Genomic DNA, 22,120 nt, shown 5'->3' with positions numbered 1-22,120 from the left:
CCGGGGTCAGGCGGCTACCGGGGTGGGGATGGCGTCGGCGATGGTGACCCGGTCTCGGCCGGCGTTCTTCGAGGCGTACAGGGCCCGGTCGGCGGAGAGGACCATTTCCTCGGGGATCTGGGTGCCTGCTACGCCTACGGAGACTGTCACGTGGTGGTTCTGGTCTTCGGTGACTGCGATGGGGGTGGCGGCGATGGCTCGGCGCAAGCGGTCGGCGATGTCGGCGGCCTCGGCGGGGCCGGCGCCGGGGAGCAGGACGGCGAACTCCTCGCCTCCGTATCGGGCTACCAGGTCGCCGGGGCGGACGGCGGCGTGCAGGCGGTCGGCCACCTCGACCAGCACGCGGTCGCCTCCGCCGTGGCCGTAGGTGTCGTTCACGGTTTTGAAGTGGTCGATGTCCAGCAGCAGCATGCTCAGGTCGGCGTCGTGGCGGGAAGCCCGGGACGCCTCCGAGCGCAGCGACTGCTCGAAGAAGCGCCGGCTGCGCAAGCCGGTCAGCGCGTCGGTGATGGCGGCGTGCCGCTGCGCGCGGACCAGGCCGGCCATGCGGCCCACCACCAGCAGGAAGAGGAGGTTGCAGACCAGGCCCGCCACGATGATGTGCGGGGTCGCGCCGCGCAGGTACTGCACCATCATGACCGTCGGCGCCATGACGGCGGCCACGGCCAGGACGATCAGGCGGCGTCCGGTGGCGTCAGCCGTCACGGTGCCGTTGCGGATCAGCAGCTTCGGGGCTTCGGGGTGGGCCACGCCGGCGGCCAGGATGAAAGCGGCGCTCATCCAGACGGCGTCGAGGAAATTGCCCGCACGGTACGAGCCGTCGAGCGTCTGCACCATGTAGAAGGTGTCGGAGAACAAGACCAGCGCCAGGTAGGCGCCGATCATCAGGAGAGGAGCCGTGCGGGCGCCGCCGATCATGAGGCGGGCGCCGACCACGATGAGCATGAGGTCGCCGACCGGGTAGGCGACGGAGACGAGCGTGACGATGTTCGCCGAGCTGATCTCCATGGTGGGCAGGATCGTGAACTCGAGCACGAGGTAGCCGGCGCTCACCGCGACGATCGCGGCGTCGAGCGCGCTCGCGAAGTCACGGCCCGGGGTGCGGCGGCGTACGAGCAGCAGCAGGCCGCTGGCCAGCAGCGGATATGCCGTCAGATAACCCAGATCGGCGATGCTGGGATACGCCACCTCGCCGCCCACCAGGGCGAGGAAGTAGAAGACGACGTCGCCGAAGATGGAGGTGAGGGCCGAGGCGGCGAACAACAGCATGATGGCGCGCAGGTCACGCCGGCGCCACGCGGTGACCAGACAGCTCACCGCGAGGGCACCGTTCGCGCTTGTGTAAAGGGCCACCTGCAGGCCGCCCCACGCGGGGCCCAGATGCAGGAACCAGTAGTACAGGACGATCACCGGGGCGCCGAGGGCAAGGATGAGCTGCCATCCCGCCCATCGGCGGAGCGGCGCGTTCAACAAGGCCATCGGCACCCCTGAAGCCTGCGCGGCCCGGGGCGTTATCCGGGTGCGTTCCGGGTGCAAGCCGGTAGCACCGCACCCGGGAGTCCGCGGCCACGGGTTCGGAAGCCGAAGACGGCGCGGGGAACACGGCGCGGCCGCGGGTTCGGGTGCGGAGGGGGCCGCACCCGCACCAGGGGATCAGTGTGCGGCCACGCCCTCGGTTGGGGACGGGCCTCGGCGGACGCCTGCCACGGCGACCGCGGCGGCGGCTAGGCACAGGATTGCTGTGGTCAGGGCGGCCACGTGCAAGCCGTTGATGAAAGCCTGGGCGGCGCCGTCGACGACCGCGGACCTGATGTCGGCTGTCATGTCGGGGGAGACGGGGGCCACGCCCATGGCCACGGCGTCCTTCGCCTCCAGCAGACCGGTTGCCAGTGGGGCGGGGACGCCGGCGCCGGTCAGTGAGGTGTAGAGGGTGGCGCCGGCCTTGCTGCTGATCAGGGAGACCAGCACTGACGTGCCCAGCGCGCCGCCGATCTGCAAGGCGGTCGCCTGCAAGCCGCCGGCCACGCCCGCGTCCCTGACCGGGGCGTTGCCGACGATGGCCTCCGAGGAGGCGGCCATGATCATACCGACGCCCAGGCCCAACAGGATGAACGAGGGCCACATCACGGCGTACGAGGAATTGGTCTGCAAGAGCAAGAGGCCGAACGAAGCCAGCGCCTGCAACGCCATGCCGAGAGGCATGGTCAGTCGCGGGCCGAAACGGTCGGTCAGCGCCGCCCCGAGCGGCGACGCCACCACCGAGGCCAGGCTCAGCGGCAAGGTGAGCACGCCCGCCATGACCGGCGTGTAACCGCGGACGTTCTGCAGGTAGAGCATCACGTAGAAGATCGAGCCGAGCAGCACGAAGAAGTTCACCGCGGTCAGCACCGTGCCGATGGTCAGCGCCCTGTTGCGGAACAGGCGCATCGGCAGCAGCGGGTGCTCGACCCGGGTCTCGTGCCAGCCGAACACCACCAGGATCACCAGGCCGGCGGCGATCGTGCCCAGCGTCGCCGCCGAACCCCAGCCCCACGTCTCGCCCTTGACCACGCCGAAGACCATGACGACCAGGCCCGCCGCCAGCAGCACGATGCCGGGGATGTCGAACCTGTGCCGGCCGGTCGAGTTCTTGCTCTGCGGCAGCACGAAAGCGCTCACGGCGAGGGCGATGACGCCGATCGGGGCGTTGACGTAGAAGACCGACTCCCAGTTGACGTGCTCGACCAGCAGGCCGCCGATGATCGGGCCGAGCGCTGTCGACACCGACGACACCATGGCCCAGATGCCGACCGCCATGCCGAACTTCTTCGGAGGGAAGGCCGCCCGCAGGATGCCCAGCGTGTTCGGCATGAGCAGGCCGCCGAAGAAGCCCTGCACGGCCCGGAAGACGATCACGCCGGTGATCGAGCCGGAAAGGCCGATGGCGACCGACGCGACGGTGAAGCCGGCCACGCCGACCAGATAGTAGGTGCGGCGGCCGAACCGGTCGCCGAGCTTGCCGCCCAGGATCAGCGAGGCGGCCAGGGCCAGCAGATAGGAGTTGGTCACCCACTGCAGGCCGGCCGTGCTGGCGTTCAGGTCGCGGCCGATCTCCGGGTTGGCGATCGACACGATGCTGCCGTCCAGTCCGACCATGAACAGGCCGAACGCGACGGCGATCAGGGACAGCCAGGGCTTGGTGCGCCGCGAGACGGGCGCGGGCGCGGTGGGCGCCTTGGTCAGGGTGGTCACTTACTCTCCTGCTTTGATCTGTTCCACGATGCGGTGAAGCACCGGAAGCGCCGCGGCCACATCACGGCGCTCCGAGTCGGTGAGGGCGGCCAGGGCCGCCTCGACATAGCCGGTGAACAACCCCTGCACGGCGTCGTGCCGCTGCCGCGCCTGATCGGTCAGGCGCAGGCGCACGACCCGGCGGTCGGCCCGGTCGTGTTCCTTGACCAGCAACCCCTGGGTGACCATGGCGGTGACCAGGGCGCTGGCGTTGTTCGGTTTGAGCTGGAGCTCGCCGGCGAGCTCCCGCACGGTCGTGCCGGGATGCCGCCGGACCAGGCGCAGCGCCGACAGCTGCAGGTCCGGCGGGCGCGGGAAGTCGATCTCGGTGTCGGCGCGGCGCTCCAGCGCCCGGTGCAGCGCGGGCGCGAGCTCCACGACGGCGGCGGCGATCTCGTTCACGCCCGGAAGTATTAGGTATGACGGCATACCCATATAAGCGAGTGAGTCCCAGGTCACCCGGGGGTCGCCCCAGGGCAGGCCCGGGACTCACCAGGGTCTCCTACCGGCTCGGCGGAGGTGCTTGAGCCGACAAGCTGTTCACATGTCGATCATCCGGATGCACGAGACCACCACCCTCACCCCCGAGCAGTTCGTCGCCGGGCTCACCGACTTCGGCCCGGGCCGCCAGAAGCTGTTCGCGAACAGCTCCGACGCCGACCTCAAGGTGCACGAGCTGGGCGCCACCCACGCCGACGTCACCGAAGGCGGCGGCGGAGTCTGGGAACGCCTGACCTACGACTGGTCCGATCCGGCCCGCGTCACCATGAAGACCACCGACTCCAACATCTGGGGCGGCGACTCGGGCCACACGTACACCCTGACCCGGCAGCCCGACGGCACCACCACCCTGGACGCGGTGGTGGTGCGCGAAGGGAAGAACCTCAAGGGCAAGGTGACCGGGCTGCTGCTCGGCAGCGTCGGCAAGGGCGTGCTGGTCAAGGCCCTGCACAACACCGTCAAGGCGATCGAGGCGCGTCAGGCCTCGATCAACAGCTGATCAGGTGAGCACGATCCGGGAGCGGACCTGGCGGAAGCCGGTCCGCTCCAAGGCGGCCAGCACCTCGACCCGGTAGGAGTCGACGTCGGCCACCACCTCCCGGGCCCCGGCGCCGCTGAGCACGCGGACGGCCTCGGCGATCAACTCCTCCCGGGCGCCCGCGTCGAGCAGGCCCAGGTAGCCGATCAGCGGATAGCAATGATCACCGGCGGCGGCGACAAGGCCCACTTCTTCGGAGACCAACCATTTGGCCGTACGCAGCCAGGGCAGCGGAGCCGAGGCAAGATCGGCCCCCAGGACAGCGAGCGCGGTCTCGGCCCCGGTGACGATGTCGGGCCGGCCGATCCGGGCGACCAGGGACCTGATCTCGTCCTCGCCGGTGACAGGCCGGAAGGTGTGCCGCCCGCTGGTGGCCGGCAGGTTCGCGCCGGCCCAGGTCAGGCGCAGACGCTCACCCCGCTCGACCAGACCCGCCCGTCGCGCGGCTTCCCGGCGTACGTCAACAACCGCTTTTGACTCGGGCCTTTGCCGCCAGTGCGCGGGAGCGGCGGCGTAGTAGGGCAGGGGACCGCCGAGCGCCGCATGGGCCTCGGTGAGCAGAGCGGCACCGACCTCGGGACTGGCCGCGTCGAAACGCTCCAGCCAGGGCCGGCCGACGGCGCCGGGCGGCAGGACCCAGGCGGCGCGGGCGACAAGCTTGTCGTCCGCCAAGGCGATCCACGCGCGAGAATGGGCGAAACCGCCGGAGGCGAGGCCGTCGGCGAACGACGCCTGGCGCAGCTCGGGCAGCGGATCGGGCAGCGAATCGAACAGATCTTCCTCACCCGCGGCGAGCGGGCGGAACGTCAAAACGGTCATGCGGGCCTCCAGGATGGAGCGCGCCTCGCTAGAACCGCGGGGACGCCGGGCCGCGGAAGGGGCGCAGAACATCGGACATCGTTCTGACCTCCCTTCGGCTACTCGTCGGCGTGCCCGGCCAACATATCAGGAACCATCCATCTGGGGTGAAGCGTCCCGGCGGCGGCGTCGAAGAGGCTCAAGCCCATGACCGGTATCAACGAAACTCGCCCGGCCGTCAACGCCGGCAAGCTCTGGTCCGGCGGCGCCGCCACCGCGGTGGTCGCGGCCCTGATCGCGATCGCCGGGATCCTGTTCGGCCGAGGCCTGTTCGACATCGACGTGCTCGCCCCGAAAGGCCAGGGCACGTGGGGCGACGCGTCCACCGGCTGGTACGCCTTCGGCGCGGGCATGGCGGCGCTGGTCGCCACGGGCCTGGTCCACCTGCTGCTGCTGACCACGCCGAGGCCCATGCGCTTCTTCGGCTGGGTGGTCGGCCTGGCCACGGTGGTGGCGATGCTGGCGCCGTTCGTGACGGACGCGAGCCTGGGCGCCCGCATCTACACGGCGGGCCTGAACATGGTGCTGGGCATCGCGATCGGCTCCCTCGTGGCCGGCGTCGCGAAGTCGGCCGTCATCCGCGTCCCGCAGCCGCCCCCGTCACCCCGGCCGTACCCGCGCACCTACAGCTGACGTCAGCGCGGCGTGCGCCCACTCAAGGCGGGCTCTTCGGCAAGCAGACGGCTCCGCTGATGCGCGGCGTCAAACACGGTGGCCTGTCCAGATGGGCCGCCCACCTCGGCGTCGCCATCGAGATCGTGCCCCGCCCAACCGGCAAAGGCCTCTCAACTCCCAACCGCGGCGGGCTGAACTCCGAACACCCCGATCCGCGGCGAACGCGGCCAGCCCCGCGGCCGAGCGCGGCTGCGATCGCGATCAGTGCCGCCCTTTGGACCGCGAAAGGGGTGTCACGCCGGGCATCGCCCGTGGCGACTATGAACGCGGTGTCGCTCTCAGCGAAAACTCTGTACTTCGGCCGGGACCGTCGGCAGGTGTCGGAGTCCAGGGCCGGGTATGTGGACACGATCAGCTTCCATGAGCTCCTCGGCGGGCTGTACTCGGCCTTCTCCGCCGACATGCTGCCCGCTCCGGGCGAACGCGCCGCCTTCGCGGAGCAGGTCCGTGCGCCGGCTCGTACGCCGAGCCCGTCGAGGTCACGATGCTCGTCGGCACGCGGGCACAGGCCGCCGGCCGCCCCGGGCGATCGGGGGCGGCCGGCGCGATCGTGTCACTGGCCCAGGATGCGGGCCTTCTGAGCTTCGAACTCGGCGTCGGTGAGGATGCCCTGTGCCTTGAGGTCGGCCAGTTGCTTCAGCTGGTCGATCTTGGCGGCCATGTCGGGTGAGGCGGGCGCGGCGGCGGCGGGCGGAGCCGCGACGTAGACCTGCTGGGGTGGGGGCGCGTACTGCTGCTGCTGTTGCTGTTGCAGCATGTCGTTCTCGGCCTCCTGACGGGCCCAGCGGCCGTCCTGGCGGTGGCGCACGCGGCCGGAGACGGCCGATGCCGTGCCGGCCACCACCGCGGTGCGGGCTATACCTCGGAGCAGTCCGGGCATCGGGTCACCTTCCCTTGGCCGCGTACTGCGGCTCCGAGTCGTCCAGGGCCTGGAGCAGTTGCTGCACGGGGATGCGGCCGCTGGCCAGCAGTTGCGCGCCGACGTGGCGCAGCTGGCGGGCCAAGGGGGCCGCCCACGTGTTCTCGTAGATCAGGATCACCGCGGCCGCGCCCGGTTCCAGCAGCTCGCCGGCCTCCTGGAGGTCCTCGCCGCCCAGCACGCCGGAAGCGGCGCCGTGGAAGGAGCCGAGGCCGTTCACGTCGAACTCGGCCTCCTCGAGGACCGTCACCTGGCCGTTCGGGCTCTTGCGGACCAATGCGATGTCCAGCACCCGGATGATGTGCCGGTCGACCAGGTCTTCCAGCAGGGAGAACGCCTTGCCGTCCATGCTGCCCGGCGGCAGCTCGACGCACAGGTAGTCGATGGGGCCCAACTCGTCGACTTCGGGCATGTCTGTCCTTTCAGTGCACCGGGCTCGGAGCGCCCGAGATGTGGGTGAGAGCGACGATCTGGCCGCGCGTCGCGGCGACCCCGCCGGCCAGGTCGCCGATCCAGCGGTGTTCCAGCAGGACGGCGAGCACCTCCGTGGCGTCGTCGTCGAGCAGTTCCGCCACGTCGGTGATGTCGGACTCGGTGATCAGCCCCGTCGCCAGGGCGGACAGCACATCGGGATCACCGCGGATGCCGGGCAGGTCGCACAACTCGACCGCGCGGGTGCCACCGGCCTGGTCGCTGCGGACCACCAGCGCGTCCACGACGCACATCTGGTCGGCCCGATCGAGCCGGTTCAAAGTCGCCCATACGCCGTCGTTGAGATCCTCCGCGGGAAAGGACAAGACCATGAGTTCCAGCGGCCCCAATGCCATGTGTCTCAGCGTGCGCCGCGCGGTGGGTGACGGGATTCATCCGGCAGGGATGAATCGGCACGCCAGGCCGATCGGCGACGGTCGGAGCATGACGAGCAGCGTGCCCACGGCGGCCGAGGCTGCCGGCAACGGCGACCAACCCAACCGGGCGGCGAGCGACATGGAGCGCGACGCCGTGACGGCCCCGGCCCCGGCGAGCGGCGAAAAGAGCGGTGAAGAGACGCCGGTGAGTACGCCGGTGGGAGGCGACGCCGAGCTCGAACGGCTCCGCACCGAGGTCGCCGATCTGCGCCGCGAGCTGGCCACGAAGAACGACGAGCTGGCCACGAAGGGCGAGCCGGTCAAGAAGAGGGCCGTCGGCCGGAGGGTGCGTGGCGTCGTCGCGGCGATCCTGGCCGCGGTGGCCGCCTTCGCGCTCGTGCTGAGCGTGGTCGGCCTCTGGGCCGCCCGCACCACCCTGAGCACCGACCGCTGGGTGAGCACGGTCGCCCCGCTGCCGCAGGATCCGCAGATCTCGGCCGCGGTCGCCGAATACGCCACCGCACAGACCTTCTCGGTCCTCGACGTGGAGCAGCGCCTGCGCGACGTCCTGCCTCAGCAGGCCGCCTTCGCGGCCGGCCCGATCGCCGGCCAGCTGCGCACCCAGGTCCGCAACGTCGTCACCAACGTGCTGCGCAGCGACGGCTTCCAGACCGTGTGGATCGAGCTCAACCGCCGCGTCCACGACCGCGTCATGGCTGTCGTGGAGGGTGAGAGCGAGGTGGTCACCGCGCAGGGCGACCAGATCACCATCGACCTGCTGCCGCTGATCAACCAGGCGCTGCGGGAGCTCAGCGCGCAGCTGCCGACGCTGTTCGGCAAGACGATCACGTTGCCCGACCTGAGTTCCGGGGCGATTCCCGACAATTTGCGGGTACGGGTGGAGGACGCGCTGGGCGTGAGTCTGCCGGCCAACTTCGCGCAGTTCACCGTGTACGACGGCGGCCAGCTCAAGGCGCTCCAGGACACGGTGGCCGCTTCGAAGCGTTACCTGGCCCTGTTCGTCGCCTCGACGATCGTGTTGGTGCTGGCCGCTTTCGTGGTGTCGCCGCGGCGGCGCCGGACCGCCGTACAACTGGGAATCTGGCTCGTCGTGGCCGCCGTGGCGGTGACCGCCATCGTGCGGGCGGTGCGCCGGCAGGTGGTCGAGCAGGTGCCGGAAGGTGTCTACCGGGACGGGGTCAACGCGGCCGTCGACAGCATCTTCTCGGTGCTGCGGGAGCGGGGCACGCAGCTCATCTGGATCGGCGCGATCCTGGCCGTGATCGCCTATCTGGCCGGGCCGGGGCGCATTGCGCGGTGGCTGCGGCGGCAGGCCGTGATCGGCGCCAAGTGGGCGTGGCGGGGCGCGCGGGTAGCCGGCGACCACGCGCCCGGCTTCATCGCGCGCTACCTGGACGCGGTGCGGATCGGTGGCCTTGTGGTCGCCGGGATCGCGGCCCTCATCTGGTCGTCCTGGATGAGCCTGCTCGTGATCCTGGTGCTGCTGGCGGCGTACGAGGTCGCGGTGACCTTGATCGCCCGGCGTCAGGAAGTGGTTTTGAAAGCGGCGTGATCGCTCTCGGTCCGGTCCGCGTAGGACTCGGCGAACCGGACCAGGGCGCGGTCCATGGCGTCACTCTCACCCAGGTAGGCGGCGATCGCGATGCGGTCGCCGCCGCGGGCGTGGGCCCGGGCCAGCGTCCACGCGCAGATCTCGCCGTAGAGGCGCAGCCCCTCGGGCTTGAACGTCGAGGACTCCATCGTGCCTTTCCAGTCGCGCAGCTGGCGCACGTAGAAGTCGCGGCCACCGTAGCTCTGCCAGCCCAGGAAGATGTCGCTGTGCGCCTGCATGAGCCGCTGGCCGGCGACCACCCGGCGGCCGTGGTTGTCCCACTCGCCGGCCTTGATGTGGTCGGCCAGCACCGACGGGCCGCTCTCCTTGACCTGCAGCAGCAGCGGGTCCTCGTCGTCGCGGCCGGTGAGCAGGATGATCCAGCACCGGGTGCCGACGCTGCCGACGCCGACCACCTTGCGGGCCATGTCGACGTAGGTGAAGCCGTCGAACAGGCGCCGGCGGTCCTCGGGCAGCGTGTCGCGATAGCCGTCGAGCAGCTCGCGGATCTGGTCCTCGAGGTCTTCCTCGCCCTGCATGATGTCGCGCACCGGCACCAGCAGCGGCGGGTCGGCGACGATCCGCCGCTTGCCGTCGACGACCTCGGTGAGCTTGCGGAACGCCTGAAGGCTCGTACGGCCGCGGGCCTTGGCCCCCGCCGCCGCGACCTTCTTGCTCCGGGTCTTGTCGAGCTGCGACCGCAGCGACTCGACGTCCGCGTGCGCGTACCACAGATCGAGGTTGCCCATGGCCGCGAACGAGGCCATCGCCTCGCGGTAGGCGCGGGCGGCGGCGGAGCTGATGACCGCCCGCTCCTTGCGTTTGAGGCCGTTGGCCCGCCCGGCCAGGGCCAGGCTGGCGATCAGGCGCTTGAGGTCCCACTCGAACGGGCCGGGGTGGGTCTCGTCGAAATCGTTGAGGTCGAAGACCAGGCGCCGCTCGGGCGACGCGAACATGCCGAAGTTGGCCAGGTGCGCGTCGCCGCAGAGCTGCGTCCGCAGGCTGGTGGACGGTCCGGCGGCCAGGTCGGCCGCCATCACGGCGGCGCTGGCCCGGTAGAAGGCGAACGGGTCGGTGCTCATCCGCTCGTGCCGGATGGGCAGGAGCTCCGGCAGCCGGGTCTGCTCCTGCTCGGCCAGCACGCCGTTGGCGTCCCGGCCGGCCGGGGTGGGAACCTCGGCGTGTGCCTCCAGCGGCACCTCTTCGAGCGCGTGTCGGCCGGCCGCGGCCCGTTCGTCAGGTGTCATGTCAGGCCTTGGCGTCGGAGAAGGTCTCGAGCAGGATGTCGCGCTCGCCCTCGGTCAGGTTGGTGGCGATCAGCTGGCTGTGCTCGCCGCGGAAACGCTCGCCGAGCCGGTCCAGGTCGCCGCTGTCGGTGACCAGGAACAGCGCCGAGGTGCCCTCGGTGACCTCGGTCCGGATCCTCTCCAGTTGTTCCTTGGAGATGCCGGTGCCCTCGGTCGCCTTGGCCAGCGCGCCGACGCCGGCGCCGACCGCGCCGCCGATGATGGGTACGAGGAACAGGCCGCCGACCACGATGCCCCAGAAGGCGCCCCAGCCGATGCCGTGCTTCGCGCTGTCGTGCGAGTGGTGGATGTCGGGCTTCTCGGCGCCCTCGGGCCAGCTGACGATCGCGTGGTCGACGATATGGATCAGGTGATCGCCGGCCGCGTTCTTGACGATGCCGAAGACGTTCTCAGCGCGTTTCGGGTCGTCGAATTTCCACACCGTGAAGGTGGTCATGGGGTGCTCCTAGCGGATCGTCGGGGACGCCGCCATCGTCCGTTGGAGCGCGCCGGGGGCGCCTCATCCGGAGAGGGCGATTCGGCCGGTACGGAGTTCGAGAGCAGCGCGTTGACCCAGCGTGTGCTGGGGTCGATGTCGATCAGCAGGCCCTTGGCGAGCAGCGTGAGCGGAATGGCCAGCAGCGCGCCGAGCCCGCCCAGGACCCAGGCCCAGAAGATGAGCGACAGGAACGAGACGGTGGCCGACAGGCCGACCGCGTCGCCGACGATCTTCGGCTGGATCACCGACTGGATCACGAAGTTGACCGCGCAGTACATGACGATGACGGCCACCATCAGGCCCGGGCCGCCCTCGAGCAGGCCGAGCAGGGCCGGCGGGACCAGGCCGATCACGAAGCCGATGTTCGGGATGTAGTTGGTGATGAACGACAGCAGTCCCCACAGCAGCGGCAGGGGAACGCCGAGGGCCCACAGCCCGATGATGTCGATGAACGCCACGATCAGGCCGAACACGGTGGAGACCAGCAGGTAGCGGCGGGTGCCCTGGGCGAACGACCGCAGTGCGCCGACCACCTCGGGCCGCTCGCCGGCGGACGACACCAGGCGCCGCGGGAAGTCGACGGTGTCCAGGCACATGAACAGCAGCACGGCGAGCAGGAAGACGGTGTTCGACAGCGCGCCGGCCAGGCCGCCCAGGATGCTCTCGGCGAAGTGCAGCACCGTGCCCGAGTCGATGCCGGCCAGCGCCGACTGCACCTGCTCGGTGCTGATGCCCAGGCCCGCGAGCTGCCCGGCCAGGTCGTCACGCAGTTGCGCGAACTGGTCCTGGTAGGTCGGGATCAGCTCGAGCAGCCGGGCCGCCGACACATAGAGGGCGCCGCCGAGGGCGAACAGCACCACGTTGACGACGACGATCGTGGTGAGAGCGGCCAGCCACACCGGGCTGCCGCGCCGGCGCATCCACTCGGTGAGCGGGCTGACCGTGACGGCGAGCATCAGCGCGAGCATGACCGGCGCGATCAGGCCGGCGATGCCCTTCATGCCGGCCACGACGACGACCAGGCAGGCCGTGCCGAGCAGGACGATGACGCCGCGCGGGATGGGCGGACCCAGACCGGGACTCAGCGGGGAACTCGGCTCAGACACAGCACCTCCACCCCGGACCGGTCGAGCCGCTCGATGAGCCGCTCGAGATCCTCTTCGGACAACCGGCCCTGAATGACGCTCTGTCGCGGCACGGCGCGGCAGCGCAGGCCGCCCAGCGCTATGCGAAGCACGGGGCCGAGGAACCCGCGGACCCGGAACTCGTACTGCTCCATACCGTCCGACCTTCGCCGAAAGCCCTGGCCGATCCTTCCTCCGACAGGGATGAACGCTCGGCGGTTTCATCCTCGCGAGGTGAGTCGCCGGGGCGCCGGCGCATGGCTGACTGTGCGGGACGCCGCCGCTACGGCGGCGACGGCAGTTACCACGCGGTACGAAGGGGAAGGTCAATCATGGCAACTCTGGTCGCCATCGGGTACCCCGACGAGACCACGGCGACGGCGGCGTCGCTGGAGGCGAATCGTCTGGCCAAGGATCTCATCATCCAGCCGGACGCGATCGCGGTGATCATTCGGGACAAGGAGGGCAAGTTCCACGTCACCACGAATCATCAGCCGGTCGGCGCCGGCGCGACGTGGGGCATGTTCTGGGGCCTGCTGTTCGGTGTCCTGTTCTTCATCCCGATCCTCGGCATGGCCATCGGCGCCGGCCTGGGCGCGCTCACCGGCAAGCTGACGAAGAACGCCATCAGCAAGGAGTTCCAGGACCGCATCCGCGACGAGCTCCAGCCAGGCACGTCGGCGCTGTTCCTGGTCGTCGAGGCGGTCACGCCGGACAAGGCCGTCGAGGCGCTGAGCCAGTACGGCGGTACGGTGATCAAGTCCTCGCTGTCCAAGGAGGCCGAGGCCGAGCTCCAGGACGCTCTGCACGGCAAGGGCGACACCGCCGCCCAGTAATGAGCTGACGCAGCAAAAGGACGCCGCCCGCGAGAGCAGGGCGGCGTCCGCCGTGAGAGGGGTGGGAGATGGCGCGCTCCGACTGGATTCCCGGCCTGCGGGTCGCGGCCACCTACAAGTCCGGCTATCTGCCCCGCGACCTGGTGGCCGGCATCGTGCTGACCACGCTGCTGGTGCCGCAGGGCATGGCGTACGCCGAACTGGCCGGCCTGCCCGCGATCACCGGCCTCTACACGTCGATCCTGTGCCTGGTCGCGTACGCGGTCTTCGGCCCCTCGAAGGTCCTCGTGCTGGGCCCGGACTCGTCGCTCGGCCCGATGATCGCAGCGGTGGTGATCCCGCTGGTCGCCTCCGGCGGCGACCCCGAGAAGGCGGTCGCGCTGGCCTCGGTGCTGGCGCTGCTGGTCGGCCTGTTCATGACCATCGCGGCCGTGGCCAAGCTCGGCTTCGTGGCCGACCTGCTCTCGCATCCCACCCAGCTCGGATACATGCACGGCCTGGCGCTGACCATCCTCATCGGCCAGCTGCCCAAGCTGTTCGGCTTCTCGGTCGACGCCGACGGCTTGTTCGCCGAGGCCGGCGGCTTCGTCAAGGGCGTGGCCGACGGCGAGACCGTGCCGGCCGCGCTCGCCATCGGCGTGGGCGGCCTGATCGTGATCGGCGTGCTGCGCCGCTGGCTGCCCAAGGTGCCCGGCATCCTGGTGGCGGTGGTGCTGGCCATCATCGCCGTGGCCGTCTTCGATCTGGAGGACAAGGGCGTCGACCTGGTCGGCCCGCTGCCGCAGGGCTTCCCGCCGTTCACCGTCCCGACCGTCAGCTGGTCGGAGCTGGGCCTGCTGGCGGCCGGCGCGCTCGGCATCACCCTGGTCTCGGTCACCGACACCATCTCCACCGCCTCGGCCTTCGCCGGCCGTACCGGCCAGGAGGTCCGCGGCAACCAGGAGATGGCCGGCATCGGCGCGGCCAACCTCGCGGCCGGTCTGTTCCAGGGCTTCCCGGTCAGCACCAGCGGGTCCCGCACGGCGGTGGCCTTCCAGGCCGGCGCCCGGACGCAGGTGACGGGGCTGGTCGGCGCGGCCGCGATCACGCTGATGCTGGTCCTCGTGCCCGGCCTGCTGCGTGACCTGCCGCAGCCGATGCTGGCGGCGGTGGTCATCACGGCGTCGATGTCGCTGACCGACTTCCCGGGCCTGCGCCGGCTGTGGAAGCAGCGGCGGGTCGAGTTCTCGCTCGCGGTCGCGGCCTTCCTCGGTGTGGCGCTGCTCGGCGTGCTGCCCGGCATCGCCGTCGCGGTCGGCCTCTCGGTGCTCAACGTCTTCCGGCGCACCTGGTGGCCCTACCGGACGACACTGGGGCGGGCCGAGGGGATCAACGGCTTCCATGACGTACGGGAACACCCGGCGGCCGAGCTGATGCCGGGCCTCGTGCTGTTCCGGTTCGACGCGCCGCTGATCTTCGCCAACGCCCGCAGCTTCCGCGAGGAGATTCGGCACATCGCGAATGCCGACCCGGCCCCGAAGTGGATCGTCGTGGCGGCCGAGCCGATCACCGACGTCGACACCACGGCCGCCGACATGCTGGAGGAGCTCGACGCCGAGCTCGACGCCGAGGGCGTCGCGCTGGTGTTCGCCGAGATGAAGCACCCGGTGCGGGCCAAGCTCGACCGCTACAAGCTGACCGGGAAGATCGAGGAGGAGCACTTCTTCCCGACCGTCGAGGACGCGGTGGCGGCCTATCAGCGGCGCCACGGTCAGGCCTGGAGTCATCCGCCTCGGGTGGTGTGACGCTGTGTGGTCAGGCCGACGCTGACCGCATGGCCAACTCTTCCGGCGCCGAAGCACGGCGCCTGCACGACGCCGACATCGAAGCCACCGCCTGGCGGCGATGGGGACCGTATCTCAGTGACCGGCAGTGGGGTGGGGTCCGCGAGGACTACAGCCCCGGCGGGGACGCCTGGTCCTACCTCACCCACGATCACGCGCGGTCCCGGGCCTATCGGTGGGGCGAGGACGGCATCGCCGGCTTCAGCGACGACAAGCAGCAGGTCTGCCTGGCCCTGGCGATGTGGAACGGCAACGACCCGATCCTCAAGGAGCGCTACTTCGGGCTGACCAACAGCGAGGGCAACCACGGCGAGGACGTCAAGGAGTACTGGTTCCACGTCGACGGGACGCCCACCCACTCGTACATGAAGATGGTCTACAAATATCCTCAGCGCGAGTTCCCGTACAACGACCTCGTCGCCACCAACGCCGGGCGGGACCGAAGGTCGTTCGAGTACGAGCTGCTGGACACCGGGATCTTCGGTGAGGACCGCTACTTCGACATCGCCATCGAGTACGCCAAGGACGGCCCCGAGGACATCCTGGCCCGGATCACCGTGGCCAACCGCGGTCCCGACCCGGCGATGCTGCGCCTGCTGCCGACCGTGTGGTTCCGCAACACGTGGTCGTGGGACGAGGGCGCGCCCCGGCCGATCCTGCGCGAGCAGGACGGCGCGGTGAAGCTGGAGCATCCCGAGTTGGGGGAGCGGTGGTGGACCGTCATCGGCGACCATCCGCTGATCTTCACCGAGAACGAGACGAACAATGAGCGCCTCTTCGGCGGGACGAACCGGACCCCGTACGTCAAGGACGCCTTTGATCGATATGTTGTTCAGGGCGAAAAGGAGGCGGTGAATCCCGAAAAATCGGGCACCAAGGCGGCGGCCGACATCGCGTTGGAAGTGCCGGCCGGTGGCGAGACGATCATCCGGGTCATGATCAGCGAAGAGCCGCGCCGCCCCGGCGAGGAAGCGTTCGACGCGATCTTCGAGGCGCGCCGGAGCGAAGCCGACCAGTTCTACGCCGACATCCTGCACCCGGACCTCCGCGAGGCCGAACGGAAGATCACCCGGCAGGCGGTCGCCGGGCTGCTCTGGAGCAAGCAGTACTACGAGTACGACGTGGAGCGCTGGCTGGCCGAGCACGGGCAGGACACCCTGGGCGGCTCCGGCATCCGCAACGGCGAGTGGTACCACCTGTCCGCCTCCGACGTCTTCTCCATGCCCGACACCTGGGAATACCCGTGGTTCGCGGCCTGGGACCTGGGCTTTCAGGCGGTCGCGCTGGCCACCGTCGACCTCGGCTTCGCCAAGAACCAGATCGATCTGCTGCTCAGCCGCCGCTACCAGCATCCCAACGGGCAGATCCCGGCCTACGAATGGAACTTCGGCGACGTCAACCCGCCGGTGCACGCCTGGGCCACCTATCTGATCTACGAGCTCGACAAGGCCCGCAACGGGCGCGCCGACCACGCCTGGCTGGAGCGCACCTTCCACAAGCTGGCCAAGAACTTCATGTGGTGGGTCAACCGCAAGGACGTCGACGGCCGCAACATCTTCCAGGGCGGCTTCCTCGGCCTGGACAACATCGGCGTCTTCGACCGCAGCGCCCCGCTGCCCACCGGCGGGCACCTCGACCAGGCCGACGGCACCGCCTGGATGGCGCTGTACGCGCAGACCATGCTGTCGATCGCGCTGGAGCTCTCGGCCACCGACCCGGTCTATCTGGAGCAGGCGCAGACGTACTTCGAGCACTTCGCCTGGATCTCGGTGGCGGTCAACCACGCCGCCGCCGGCGAGGGCATGTGGGACGAGGAGGACGGCTTCTTCTACGACCTGCTGCGGATGCCCGACGGCTCGACGCGCCGGCTCAAGGTGCGCTCGATGGTCGGCCTGCTGCCGCTGGCCGCGGCCACCGTCTATCAGCCGCGCCTGATCGAGAACCGGCCCGAGCTGGTCAAGGGCGTGCTGGAGTTCGCCGAGCGGCACCCGATCGTGCGCGAGATGATCGAGCCCGGCCTGGCTCCCGGCCCGCACGGGGAAAGGCTGCTCGCGCTCTTCGAGAAGACACGGCTGCGCCGGATCCTGGCCCGGCTGCTCGACGAGAACGAGTTCCTCGGCCCGTACGGCATCCGGTCGGTCTCCAAGCACCACGCCGAGCACCCCTTCGAGTTCCCGGTCGGCGACCGCACCTACGGGGTGACCTATCAGCCGGCCGAGTCGGACAGCGGCATGTTCGGCGGCAACTCCAACTGGCGCGGCCCGGTCTGGTTCCCGGTCAACGCGCTGATGATCCGGGCGCTGCTCAACCTCTACGTCGGATACGGCGACGAGTTCACCGTGGAGTGCCCGACCGGCTCCGGGCATCAGATGACCCTGTTCGAGGTGGCCCGGGAGATCTCCGACCGGCTCACCCGCACCTTCGTGCCCGACGAGAACGGCAACCGGCCCTGCCATGGAGGCCAGGCGATCTTCGCGAGCGAACACTGGAAGGATCACATCCTGTTCGCCGAGTACTTCCACGGCGACAACGGCGCGGGGCTCGGCGCGGCCCACCAGACCGGCTGGACCGGGCTGGTGGCGGTCTTCCCCAACCTGTTCGCCGGCCTGACCGGGCGGGAGCTGCTCGACAACGGCATGGCCGGCGTGCTGCGCCGTGAGCCCGAGGGAAGGACGTCATGAAGGCGATCTACGAGATCTTCACCTGGCCCTGGCTGACCGGGCTCTCCGAGCGCTTCGGCCGGCCGGTCACCCTCGGCGACGTGCCGGGCGAGGTGTGGGACGAGGTGGCCGCCTCCGGCCTGGACGCGGTCTGGCTGATGGGCGTCTGGGAGCGGAGCCCGGCCGGGCTGGCCGTGGCCACCGCCGACGAGGGACTGCAGCGCTCTTTCCGCGAGGCCCTGCCCGACTACAGCCCCGCCGATCTGGTGGGATCTCCCTATTGTGTACGCCGGTACCGGGTCGACGACCGCATCGGCGGCCCGGACGGGCTCGCGGCGGCCCGGGCCGAGCTGTGGGCGCGCGGGCTGAAACTCGTCCTCGACTACGTGCCCAACCACGTGGCCCCGGACCACCCGGCGGTCACCGATCATCCCGAGTGGTTCGTGCGGGGCACCGCCGACGACCTGGCCCGCGACCCGGCCGGCTTCTTCGCCGCCGGCGACCGGGTCATCGCCCACGGCAAGGACCCGTACTTCGCCCCCTGGCCCGACGTCGCCCAGCTCGACGCGTTCTCGCCGGGCCTGCGCGACGCGGCGGCCGAAGCCCTGATCAGCATCGGCGATCAGTGCGACGGCATCCGCTGCGACATGGCCATGCTGTTCACCAACGAGGTCTTCGCCCGCACGTGGGGCGCGCGGGTGGGCGCCCCGCCGGCCGAGGACTTCTGGCCCTCGGTGCTCGGACGGGTGCGTGAGCGGCACCCCGATCTGACGCTGATCGCCGAGGTCTACTGGGACATGGAGTGGACGCTCCAGCAGCAGGGCTTCGACCTCTGCTACGACAAGCGGCTCTACGACCGGCTGGCCCACGAGGACGCCGGCTCGGTCCGCAAGCACCTCACCGCCGGGCTCGACTATCAGCGGCGGCTGCTGCGCTTCATCGAGAACCACGACGAGCCGCGGGCCGCGGCCACCCTGCCCGGCGGGCGGGGCAGGGCCGCCGCCGTGGCGATCGCGACCCTGCCCGGCACGACCCTGTGGCACGACGGGCAGTTCGAAGGGCGCAAGGTGCGCCTGCCGGTCTTCCTCGGCCGCTTCCCGGATGAGCCGGCCGACGACGGCCTGCGCGCCTTCTACCGCAAGGTGGTCGGGGCGGCCGAGATCGTCCGCCGCGGGCAATGGACCCTGCTGGAGCCCGGCGGCTGGCCGGACAATCCCACTCATCAGGATGTGCTGTCCTGGTCATGGCACGACGAGGGCACCCGGCACGTGGTCGCGGTCAACTTCGGCGACCACGACTCGCAGGCCCGGATCGCCCTGCCCTGGGGCGACCTGGGCGGACGGTCGTGGCGGCTGACCGAGCTGACCGACGGCCGGGTCTTCGACCGCGACGGCGACGACCTGGCCGGGAACGGGCTCTACGTCGGCCTGCCACCGTGGGGATACCACGTCTTCAGCTTCACGTAGCCGGAACGGCACCGAGGGTCACGTCTATCCGAATCGAACGATGTGCACGGGTCCAGCCCCCGCAAGGGTGAGAGTCGTGCTCGAGACATTCGCCGACAACGCGATCCTGGCCAGCAAGTTCGCTGTGCCGGCCGCGCCGCCGTTCATGGTGGAGCGGCCGGTCCTGCGCGACCGCGTGACCGAGGGAGTGCACGGATCGGTCACGCTCGTCACCGCCGTCGCCGGCGGCGGCAAGACCCAGCTGCTCGCCTCGTGGGTGCGCAGCCGCCCGGTGGACTGGCCGATCGCCTGGATCACCGTGGAGAGCGACGACGACTTCTGGGTCTATCTGGTGGAGGGGCTGCGCCGGTCCGGCGTGCCGGTGCCGCCGCTGGTGCCGGTGGCGCCCGGCGCCGGTGCGAGCCGGGCCCTGCTGACCCGGCTCGCCGGCGTCATCGCGGCCCAGCCCACCCCGGTCGTCCTGATCCTCGACGGCGCCTCCCAGCTGCCCGGCGAGCGCTGGGCCGGCGGCCTCGAGTTCCTGCTCGAGCACACCGGCAACCTGCGTGTCGTGCTGGCCGGCCGATGGGACCCGCCGCTGCCGCTGCACCGCTACCGCCTCGCCGGGCAGTTGCACGAGATCCGCACGGCCGACCTGGCCTTCACCGACGTCGAGACGGCCCACCTGCTCGACCTGCACGGCGTCGGGCTCGACGAGCCGCACCGCAAGGCCCTGCTGACACACACCGAGGGATGGGCGGCCGGCATCCGGCTGTGCGCCTGCGCCTTGCAGTCCAGCGAGAACGCCGAGGGCCTGGTCGCGACGATCACCGGCGACGAGTCGACCATCGCCGAGTACTTCATGGCCGAGGTGCTGCGGATACAGACCCCCGAGGTGCGCCGTTTCCTGCTCGAGACGAGCGTGCTCGACACGTTTACCCCGGCCCTGGCCACCGCGGTGACCAGCCGCTTCGACGCCTCCCACCTGCTGACCGAGCTCACCCGGGAGAACGCGTTCATTCAGCCGGTCGGCGAGGGCGCGCACGTCTACCGCTACCACCGCCTGTTCGCCGAGCTGCTCCAGGCGCAGCTGGCCTGGGTCGAGCCCGACCTGGTGGCCGAGCTGCACCAGCGGGCGGCGGCTTGGCTGGCCGACCACGGGCGGCTGGAGGAGGCCGTGGAGCACGCGGTCCGCGCCGGCGACTGGAGCACGGCGGCCACGATGGTCATCGAGGACTACGCGGTGGGCCGGCTCGTCATCGACGGCAGCGCGGGCCGGCTGGGCCGGCTCTTCGCCCGGCTCCCGGAGCATCTGGCCCACGCCGAGACGGTCGTGGTCCGGGCCGCCATCGCCTACGGCGACGGCGACCACTTCCGCGCGGCCGAGCAGCTGCGCTACGCCGGCCGGCTGCTCAGCCTGCACGGCAGCGGCTGCGGCGACGGGCTCACCCTGGCCTGCTTCCTCATGCGGATCCTGCTCGCGCGCGGCGCCGACCCGCAGCGGATCGACGAGCTCGTGCCGGTGGCCAAGACCTTTCTGTCCGTGGCGCCACCCGACCGCCTGGCCCGGCACCCCGAGCTGCCGGCGCTGCTGCGGGCGGCCGAAGGCATGGCGCACGGCGACGCCGGCTCGGTCGACCGGGCGGCCGAGGCGCTGGCCGAGGCGGCGGCCCTGACCCCGGTCGGCAGCGAGTCGCTCAAGGTGGACTGCCTGCGGCAGCTCGCGCTGCTCGAGGCCCACCGCGGCCGGCTGGGCCGCGCCGAGACCAGCGCCCAGCAGGCCCTCGATCTGGCCGCCCAATGCGGGCTGACCGGGCACCGGTCGCCCGGCGCGGCCGAGGTCGCCCTGGCCTGGGTGGCGCTGGAGCGCTACGACGTCGAGGCGGCCGACCGGCACCTGCGCGCGGCCCAGCCGCTGTGCGGCCCCGGCGCCGACCCGCTCTCGGTTGCCGCCTACACCCTGGTCAAGGCGCGCCGCCTGCAGACACGGGGCGAGCAGCGCAGCGCCCTGTCCACACTGGCCGGCGGCGGGGTGCCGGAAGCGCCGGCCTGGCTGCGCTCGGCGATCGTGCTCGGGCACTGCCGCCTGCTGATCGGCTCCGGCCACCTGACCGAGGCCGCCGTCATCCTGGGCCCCTACCCGGCGCCGCGCCCGCCCGAGGTGGCGATCGTGGACGCCGCCCTGCTGCACGCACGCGGCGACGCGGTGCGGGCGCACGAGCTGGCCCGGACCGTCGCCGACGGGGTGCGCGTCCCGGTGCCGGTCGCGATCGAGGCCTGGCTGCTGCTGGCCGTGCTGGCCGCCGACGCCGACGACGCTCCGGCCGCCCGCGAGGCGCTGCGCCGGGCCATGCGGGTCGCCGCCCCCGACGGGCACCGGCGGCCGATGCACCAGGTGCGCTCCCAGCTGCGCCGGGTGCTGCGGGCCGAGGACCAGTACCGCTGGCTCGGCGCCGAACCGGCCGCCGAAGGGCCGGCCGCGACCCCGCCGGCCCTGGTCGAACCACTGAGCCGGCGCGAGCTGGACGTGCTGCGGGGAATGGCCGAGATGCTGCCGACCGAGGAGATCGCGGCCCGGATGTACGTCTCGGTCAACACCGTGAAGACCCACGTCCGCAGCATCCTGCGCAAGCTGTCCGCGGCCCGCCGCAACGAGGCGGTGCGCCGGGCGCGCCAGCTCAACCTGCTCTGACGTCTCTTCCGTGCGCGCACAGCGCGTAGATGATCGCGATGTCCATGACGATCAGGATCGTGCACCACACCGGCGCCGCCGGCAGGAACATCGCGTGGACCAGGGTGGCCACGAAGACGACGGCGACGCCGGCGATCCGGGCCCAGAGCCAGCCGGCGAAGACCCCGGCGCCGGCGGCGATGGCGAGCAGGCCGAAGATCAGGTGGATCCAGCCCCAGGCCGTGTAACTCAGGTCGATGAGCAGATCCTCCGAGGTGACCAGGAGCACCTCGTCGCGGAACAGCGCGGTCAGGCCCTCGATCACCTGGAAGGCGCCGGCGACCATCAGCATGATGCCGCCGAACACGATGATGCCGATCCATCCGGTCGTCGGCGGCGCGGTGGCGGCGCCCGACGGTCGTTCCGTGGCGTAGCTGGACATGACGGCCAGCATGGCCGCGACCCCGCGACAGCGCCTCATGCCCGCGGGATGAACGCGGGCATTTCTTCGTGTCTTGCGAATACCGAGGGGTTGTTGCCGGTCCGCCTCGTGTG

At 70.8% G+C, this 22,120-nt stretch carries 20 protein-coding genes; 8 read left to right on the top strand and 12 right to left on the bottom strand.

What is annotated here, in order from left to right:
• Window positions 1-6: 6 nt before the first annotated feature.
• The 3 genes from CRP55_RS27585 to CRP55_RS27575 all read right to left on the bottom strand — a co-directional run bounded on the left by CRP55_RS27585 (window position 7) and on the right by CRP55_RS27575 (window position 3,672).
• Window positions 7-1,479, bottom strand: a complete 1,473-nt coding sequence (locus tag CRP55_RS27585; RefSeq protein WP_097323040.1) for a GGDEF domain-containing protein — start codon at window positions 1,477-1,479, stop codon at window positions 7-9.
• A gap of 174 nt (window positions 1,480-1,653) precedes the next feature.
• Window positions 1,654-3,231, bottom strand: coding sequence for a DHA2 family efflux MFS transporter permease subunit (locus CRP55_RS27580; protein ID WP_097323039.1), 1,578 nt, complete (start codon window positions 3,229-3,231; stop codon window positions 1,654-1,656).
• Window positions 3,232-3,672 carry a MarR family winged helix-turn-helix transcriptional regulator gene (locus CRP55_RS27575; RefSeq protein WP_179855352.1) on the bottom strand — a complete coding sequence of 147 codons (441 nt, stop codon included), beginning with the start codon at window positions 3,670-3,672 and terminating at the stop codon, window positions 3,232-3,234.
• A gap of 142 nt (window positions 3,673-3,814) precedes the next feature.
• Here CRP55_RS27575 and CRP55_RS27570 point away from each other — a divergent pair, with 142 nt between their 5' ends.
• On the top strand, window positions 3,815-4,270 hold the full coding sequence (locus tag CRP55_RS27570) for a hypothetical protein (protein WP_097323037.1): 456 nt from the start codon (window positions 3,815-3,817) through the stop codon (window positions 4,268-4,270).
• Here CRP55_RS27570 and CRP55_RS27565 read toward each other — a convergent pair whose 3' ends face one another.
• Complete coding sequence (locus CRP55_RS27565) at window positions 4,271-5,128, bottom strand: acetyltransferase (protein WP_097323036.1); 858 nt, start codon at window positions 5,126-5,128, stop codon at window positions 4,271-4,273. It abuts the gene before it with no gap.
• A 186-nt stretch (window positions 5,129-5,314) separates the two neighbouring features.
• Here CRP55_RS27565 and CRP55_RS27560 point away from each other — a divergent pair, with 186 nt between their 5' ends.
• Window positions 5,315-5,800: a DUF6069 family protein gene (locus CRP55_RS27560; protein ID WP_097323035.1), complete on the top strand. Its 486-nt coding sequence runs from the start codon at window positions 5,315-5,317 to the stop codon at window positions 5,798-5,800.
• A gap of 595 nt (window positions 5,801-6,395) precedes the next feature.
• Here the strand turns inward: CRP55_RS27560 and CRP55_RS27555 are convergent.
• From CRP55_RS27555 to CRP55_RS27545, 3 genes are read right to left on the bottom strand one after another with little or no spacing between them, the layout of a single operon-like run.
• The gene (locus CRP55_RS27555; RefSeq protein ID WP_097323034.1) at window positions 6,396-6,722 is read right to left on the bottom strand and encodes an SHOCT domain-containing protein; all 327 of its coding nucleotides are present in this window, start codon (window positions 6,720-6,722) and stop codon (window positions 6,396-6,398) included.
• Window positions 6,723-6,726: 4 nt separating this feature from the next.
• Window positions 6,727-7,173 carry a DUF6325 family protein gene (locus CRP55_RS27550; RefSeq protein WP_179855351.1) on the bottom strand — a complete coding sequence of 149 codons (447 nt, stop codon included), beginning with the start codon at window positions 7,171-7,173 and terminating at the stop codon, window positions 6,727-6,729.
• A 10-nt stretch (window positions 7,174-7,183) separates the two neighbouring features.
• Window positions 7,184-7,588 carry a DUF6325 family protein gene (locus tag CRP55_RS27545; protein WP_097323033.1) on the bottom strand — a complete coding sequence of 135 codons (405 nt, stop codon included), beginning with the start codon at window positions 7,586-7,588 and terminating at the stop codon, window positions 7,184-7,186.
• 88 nt (window positions 7,589-7,676) lie between these two features.
• On the opposite strand from CRP55_RS27545, the gene CRP55_RS27540 reads away from it, so the two are divergent.
• Complete coding sequence (locus CRP55_RS27540; RefSeq protein ID WP_101536215.1) at window positions 7,677-9,182, top strand: hypothetical protein; 1,506 nt, start codon at window positions 7,677-7,679, stop codon at window positions 9,180-9,182.
• Here the strand turns inward: CRP55_RS27540 and CRP55_RS27535 are convergent.
• The 4 genes from CRP55_RS27535 to CRP55_RS54950 are packed head-to-tail and all read right to left on the bottom strand — an operon-like array spanning window position 9,155 to window position 12,285.
• Window positions 9,155-10,468: a DUF2252 domain-containing protein gene (locus CRP55_RS27535; RefSeq protein ID WP_097323032.1), complete on the bottom strand. Its 1,314-nt coding sequence runs from the start codon at window positions 10,466-10,468 to the stop codon at window positions 9,155-9,157. The genes CRP55_RS27540 and CRP55_RS27535 overlap by 28 nt on opposite strands.
• Window position 10,469: 1 nt before the next feature.
• Window positions 10,470-10,964 (bottom strand): DUF1269 domain-containing protein, encoded by a 495-nt coding sequence (locus CRP55_RS27530; protein WP_097323031.1) that lies wholly within the window; start codon window positions 10,962-10,964, stop codon window positions 10,470-10,472.
• Complete coding sequence (locus CRP55_RS27525; protein ID WP_245923402.1) at window positions 10,961-12,112, bottom strand: AI-2E family transporter; 1,152 nt, start codon at window positions 12,110-12,112, stop codon at window positions 10,961-10,963. Before CRP55_RS27525 ends, CRP55_RS27530 begins: the two co-directional genes overlap by 4 nt.
• A complete protein-coding gene (locus CRP55_RS54950) occupies window positions 12,088-12,285 on the bottom strand; it encodes a DUF8691 family protein (RefSeq protein ID WP_245923401.1) in 198 nt (65 codons plus the stop codon). Before CRP55_RS54950 ends, CRP55_RS27525 begins: the two co-directional genes overlap by 25 nt.
• Window positions 12,286-12,462: 177 nt before the next feature.
• Here CRP55_RS54950 and CRP55_RS27520 point away from each other — a divergent pair, with 177 nt between their 5' ends.
• The 5 genes from CRP55_RS27520 to CRP55_RS27500 all read left to right on the top strand — a co-directional run bounded on the left by CRP55_RS27520 (window position 12,463) and on the right by CRP55_RS27500 (window position 21,586).
• Entirely contained in the window at window positions 12,463-12,966 is a 504-nt protein-coding gene (locus tag CRP55_RS27520; protein ID WP_097323029.1) for a DUF1269 domain-containing protein, read from the top strand.
• Between the two features lie 68 nt (window positions 12,967-13,034).
• Window positions 13,035-14,750 carry a SulP family inorganic anion transporter gene (locus tag CRP55_RS27515; protein WP_097323028.1) on the top strand — a complete coding sequence of 572 codons (1,716 nt, stop codon included), beginning with the start codon at window positions 13,035-13,037 and terminating at the stop codon, window positions 14,748-14,750.
• Window positions 14,751-14,779: 29 nt separating this feature from the next.
• A complete protein-coding gene (locus CRP55_RS27510; RefSeq protein ID WP_097323027.1) occupies window positions 14,780-17,470 on the top strand; it encodes an MGH1-like glycoside hydrolase domain-containing protein in 2,691 nt (896 codons plus the stop codon).
• Window positions 17,467-18,915 carry an alpha-amylase family protein gene (locus CRP55_RS27505; protein ID WP_097323026.1) on the top strand — a complete coding sequence of 483 codons (1,449 nt, stop codon included), beginning with the start codon at window positions 17,467-17,469 and terminating at the stop codon, window positions 18,913-18,915. Before CRP55_RS27510 ends, CRP55_RS27505 begins: the two co-directional genes overlap by 4 nt.
• Window positions 18,916-18,991: 76 nt before the next feature.
• A complete protein-coding gene (locus CRP55_RS27500) occupies window positions 18,992-21,586 on the top strand; it encodes a winged helix-turn-helix domain-containing protein (RefSeq protein ID WP_245923400.1) in 2,595 nt (864 codons plus the stop codon).
• On the opposite strand, the gene CRP55_RS27495 is transcribed toward CRP55_RS27500, so the two are convergent.
• Complete coding sequence (locus tag CRP55_RS27495; protein ID WP_245923399.1) at window positions 21,573-22,007, bottom strand: DUF7144 family membrane protein; 435 nt, start codon at window positions 22,005-22,007, stop codon at window positions 21,573-21,575. The genes CRP55_RS27500 and CRP55_RS27495 overlap by 14 nt on opposite strands.
• Window positions 22,008-22,120 lie beyond the last annotated feature (113 nt).

The sequence above is a fragment of the Paractinoplanes atraurantiacus genome, from assembly GCF_900215205.1.
In the GTDB taxonomy this organism is placed as follows: Bacteria; Actinomycetota; Actinomycetes; order Mycobacteriales; family Micromonosporaceae; genus Actinoplanes; species Actinoplanes atraurantiacus.
Note: the sequence above shows the minus strand (reverse complement) of the source record. Positions and strands in the feature narration are given on the sequence as shown.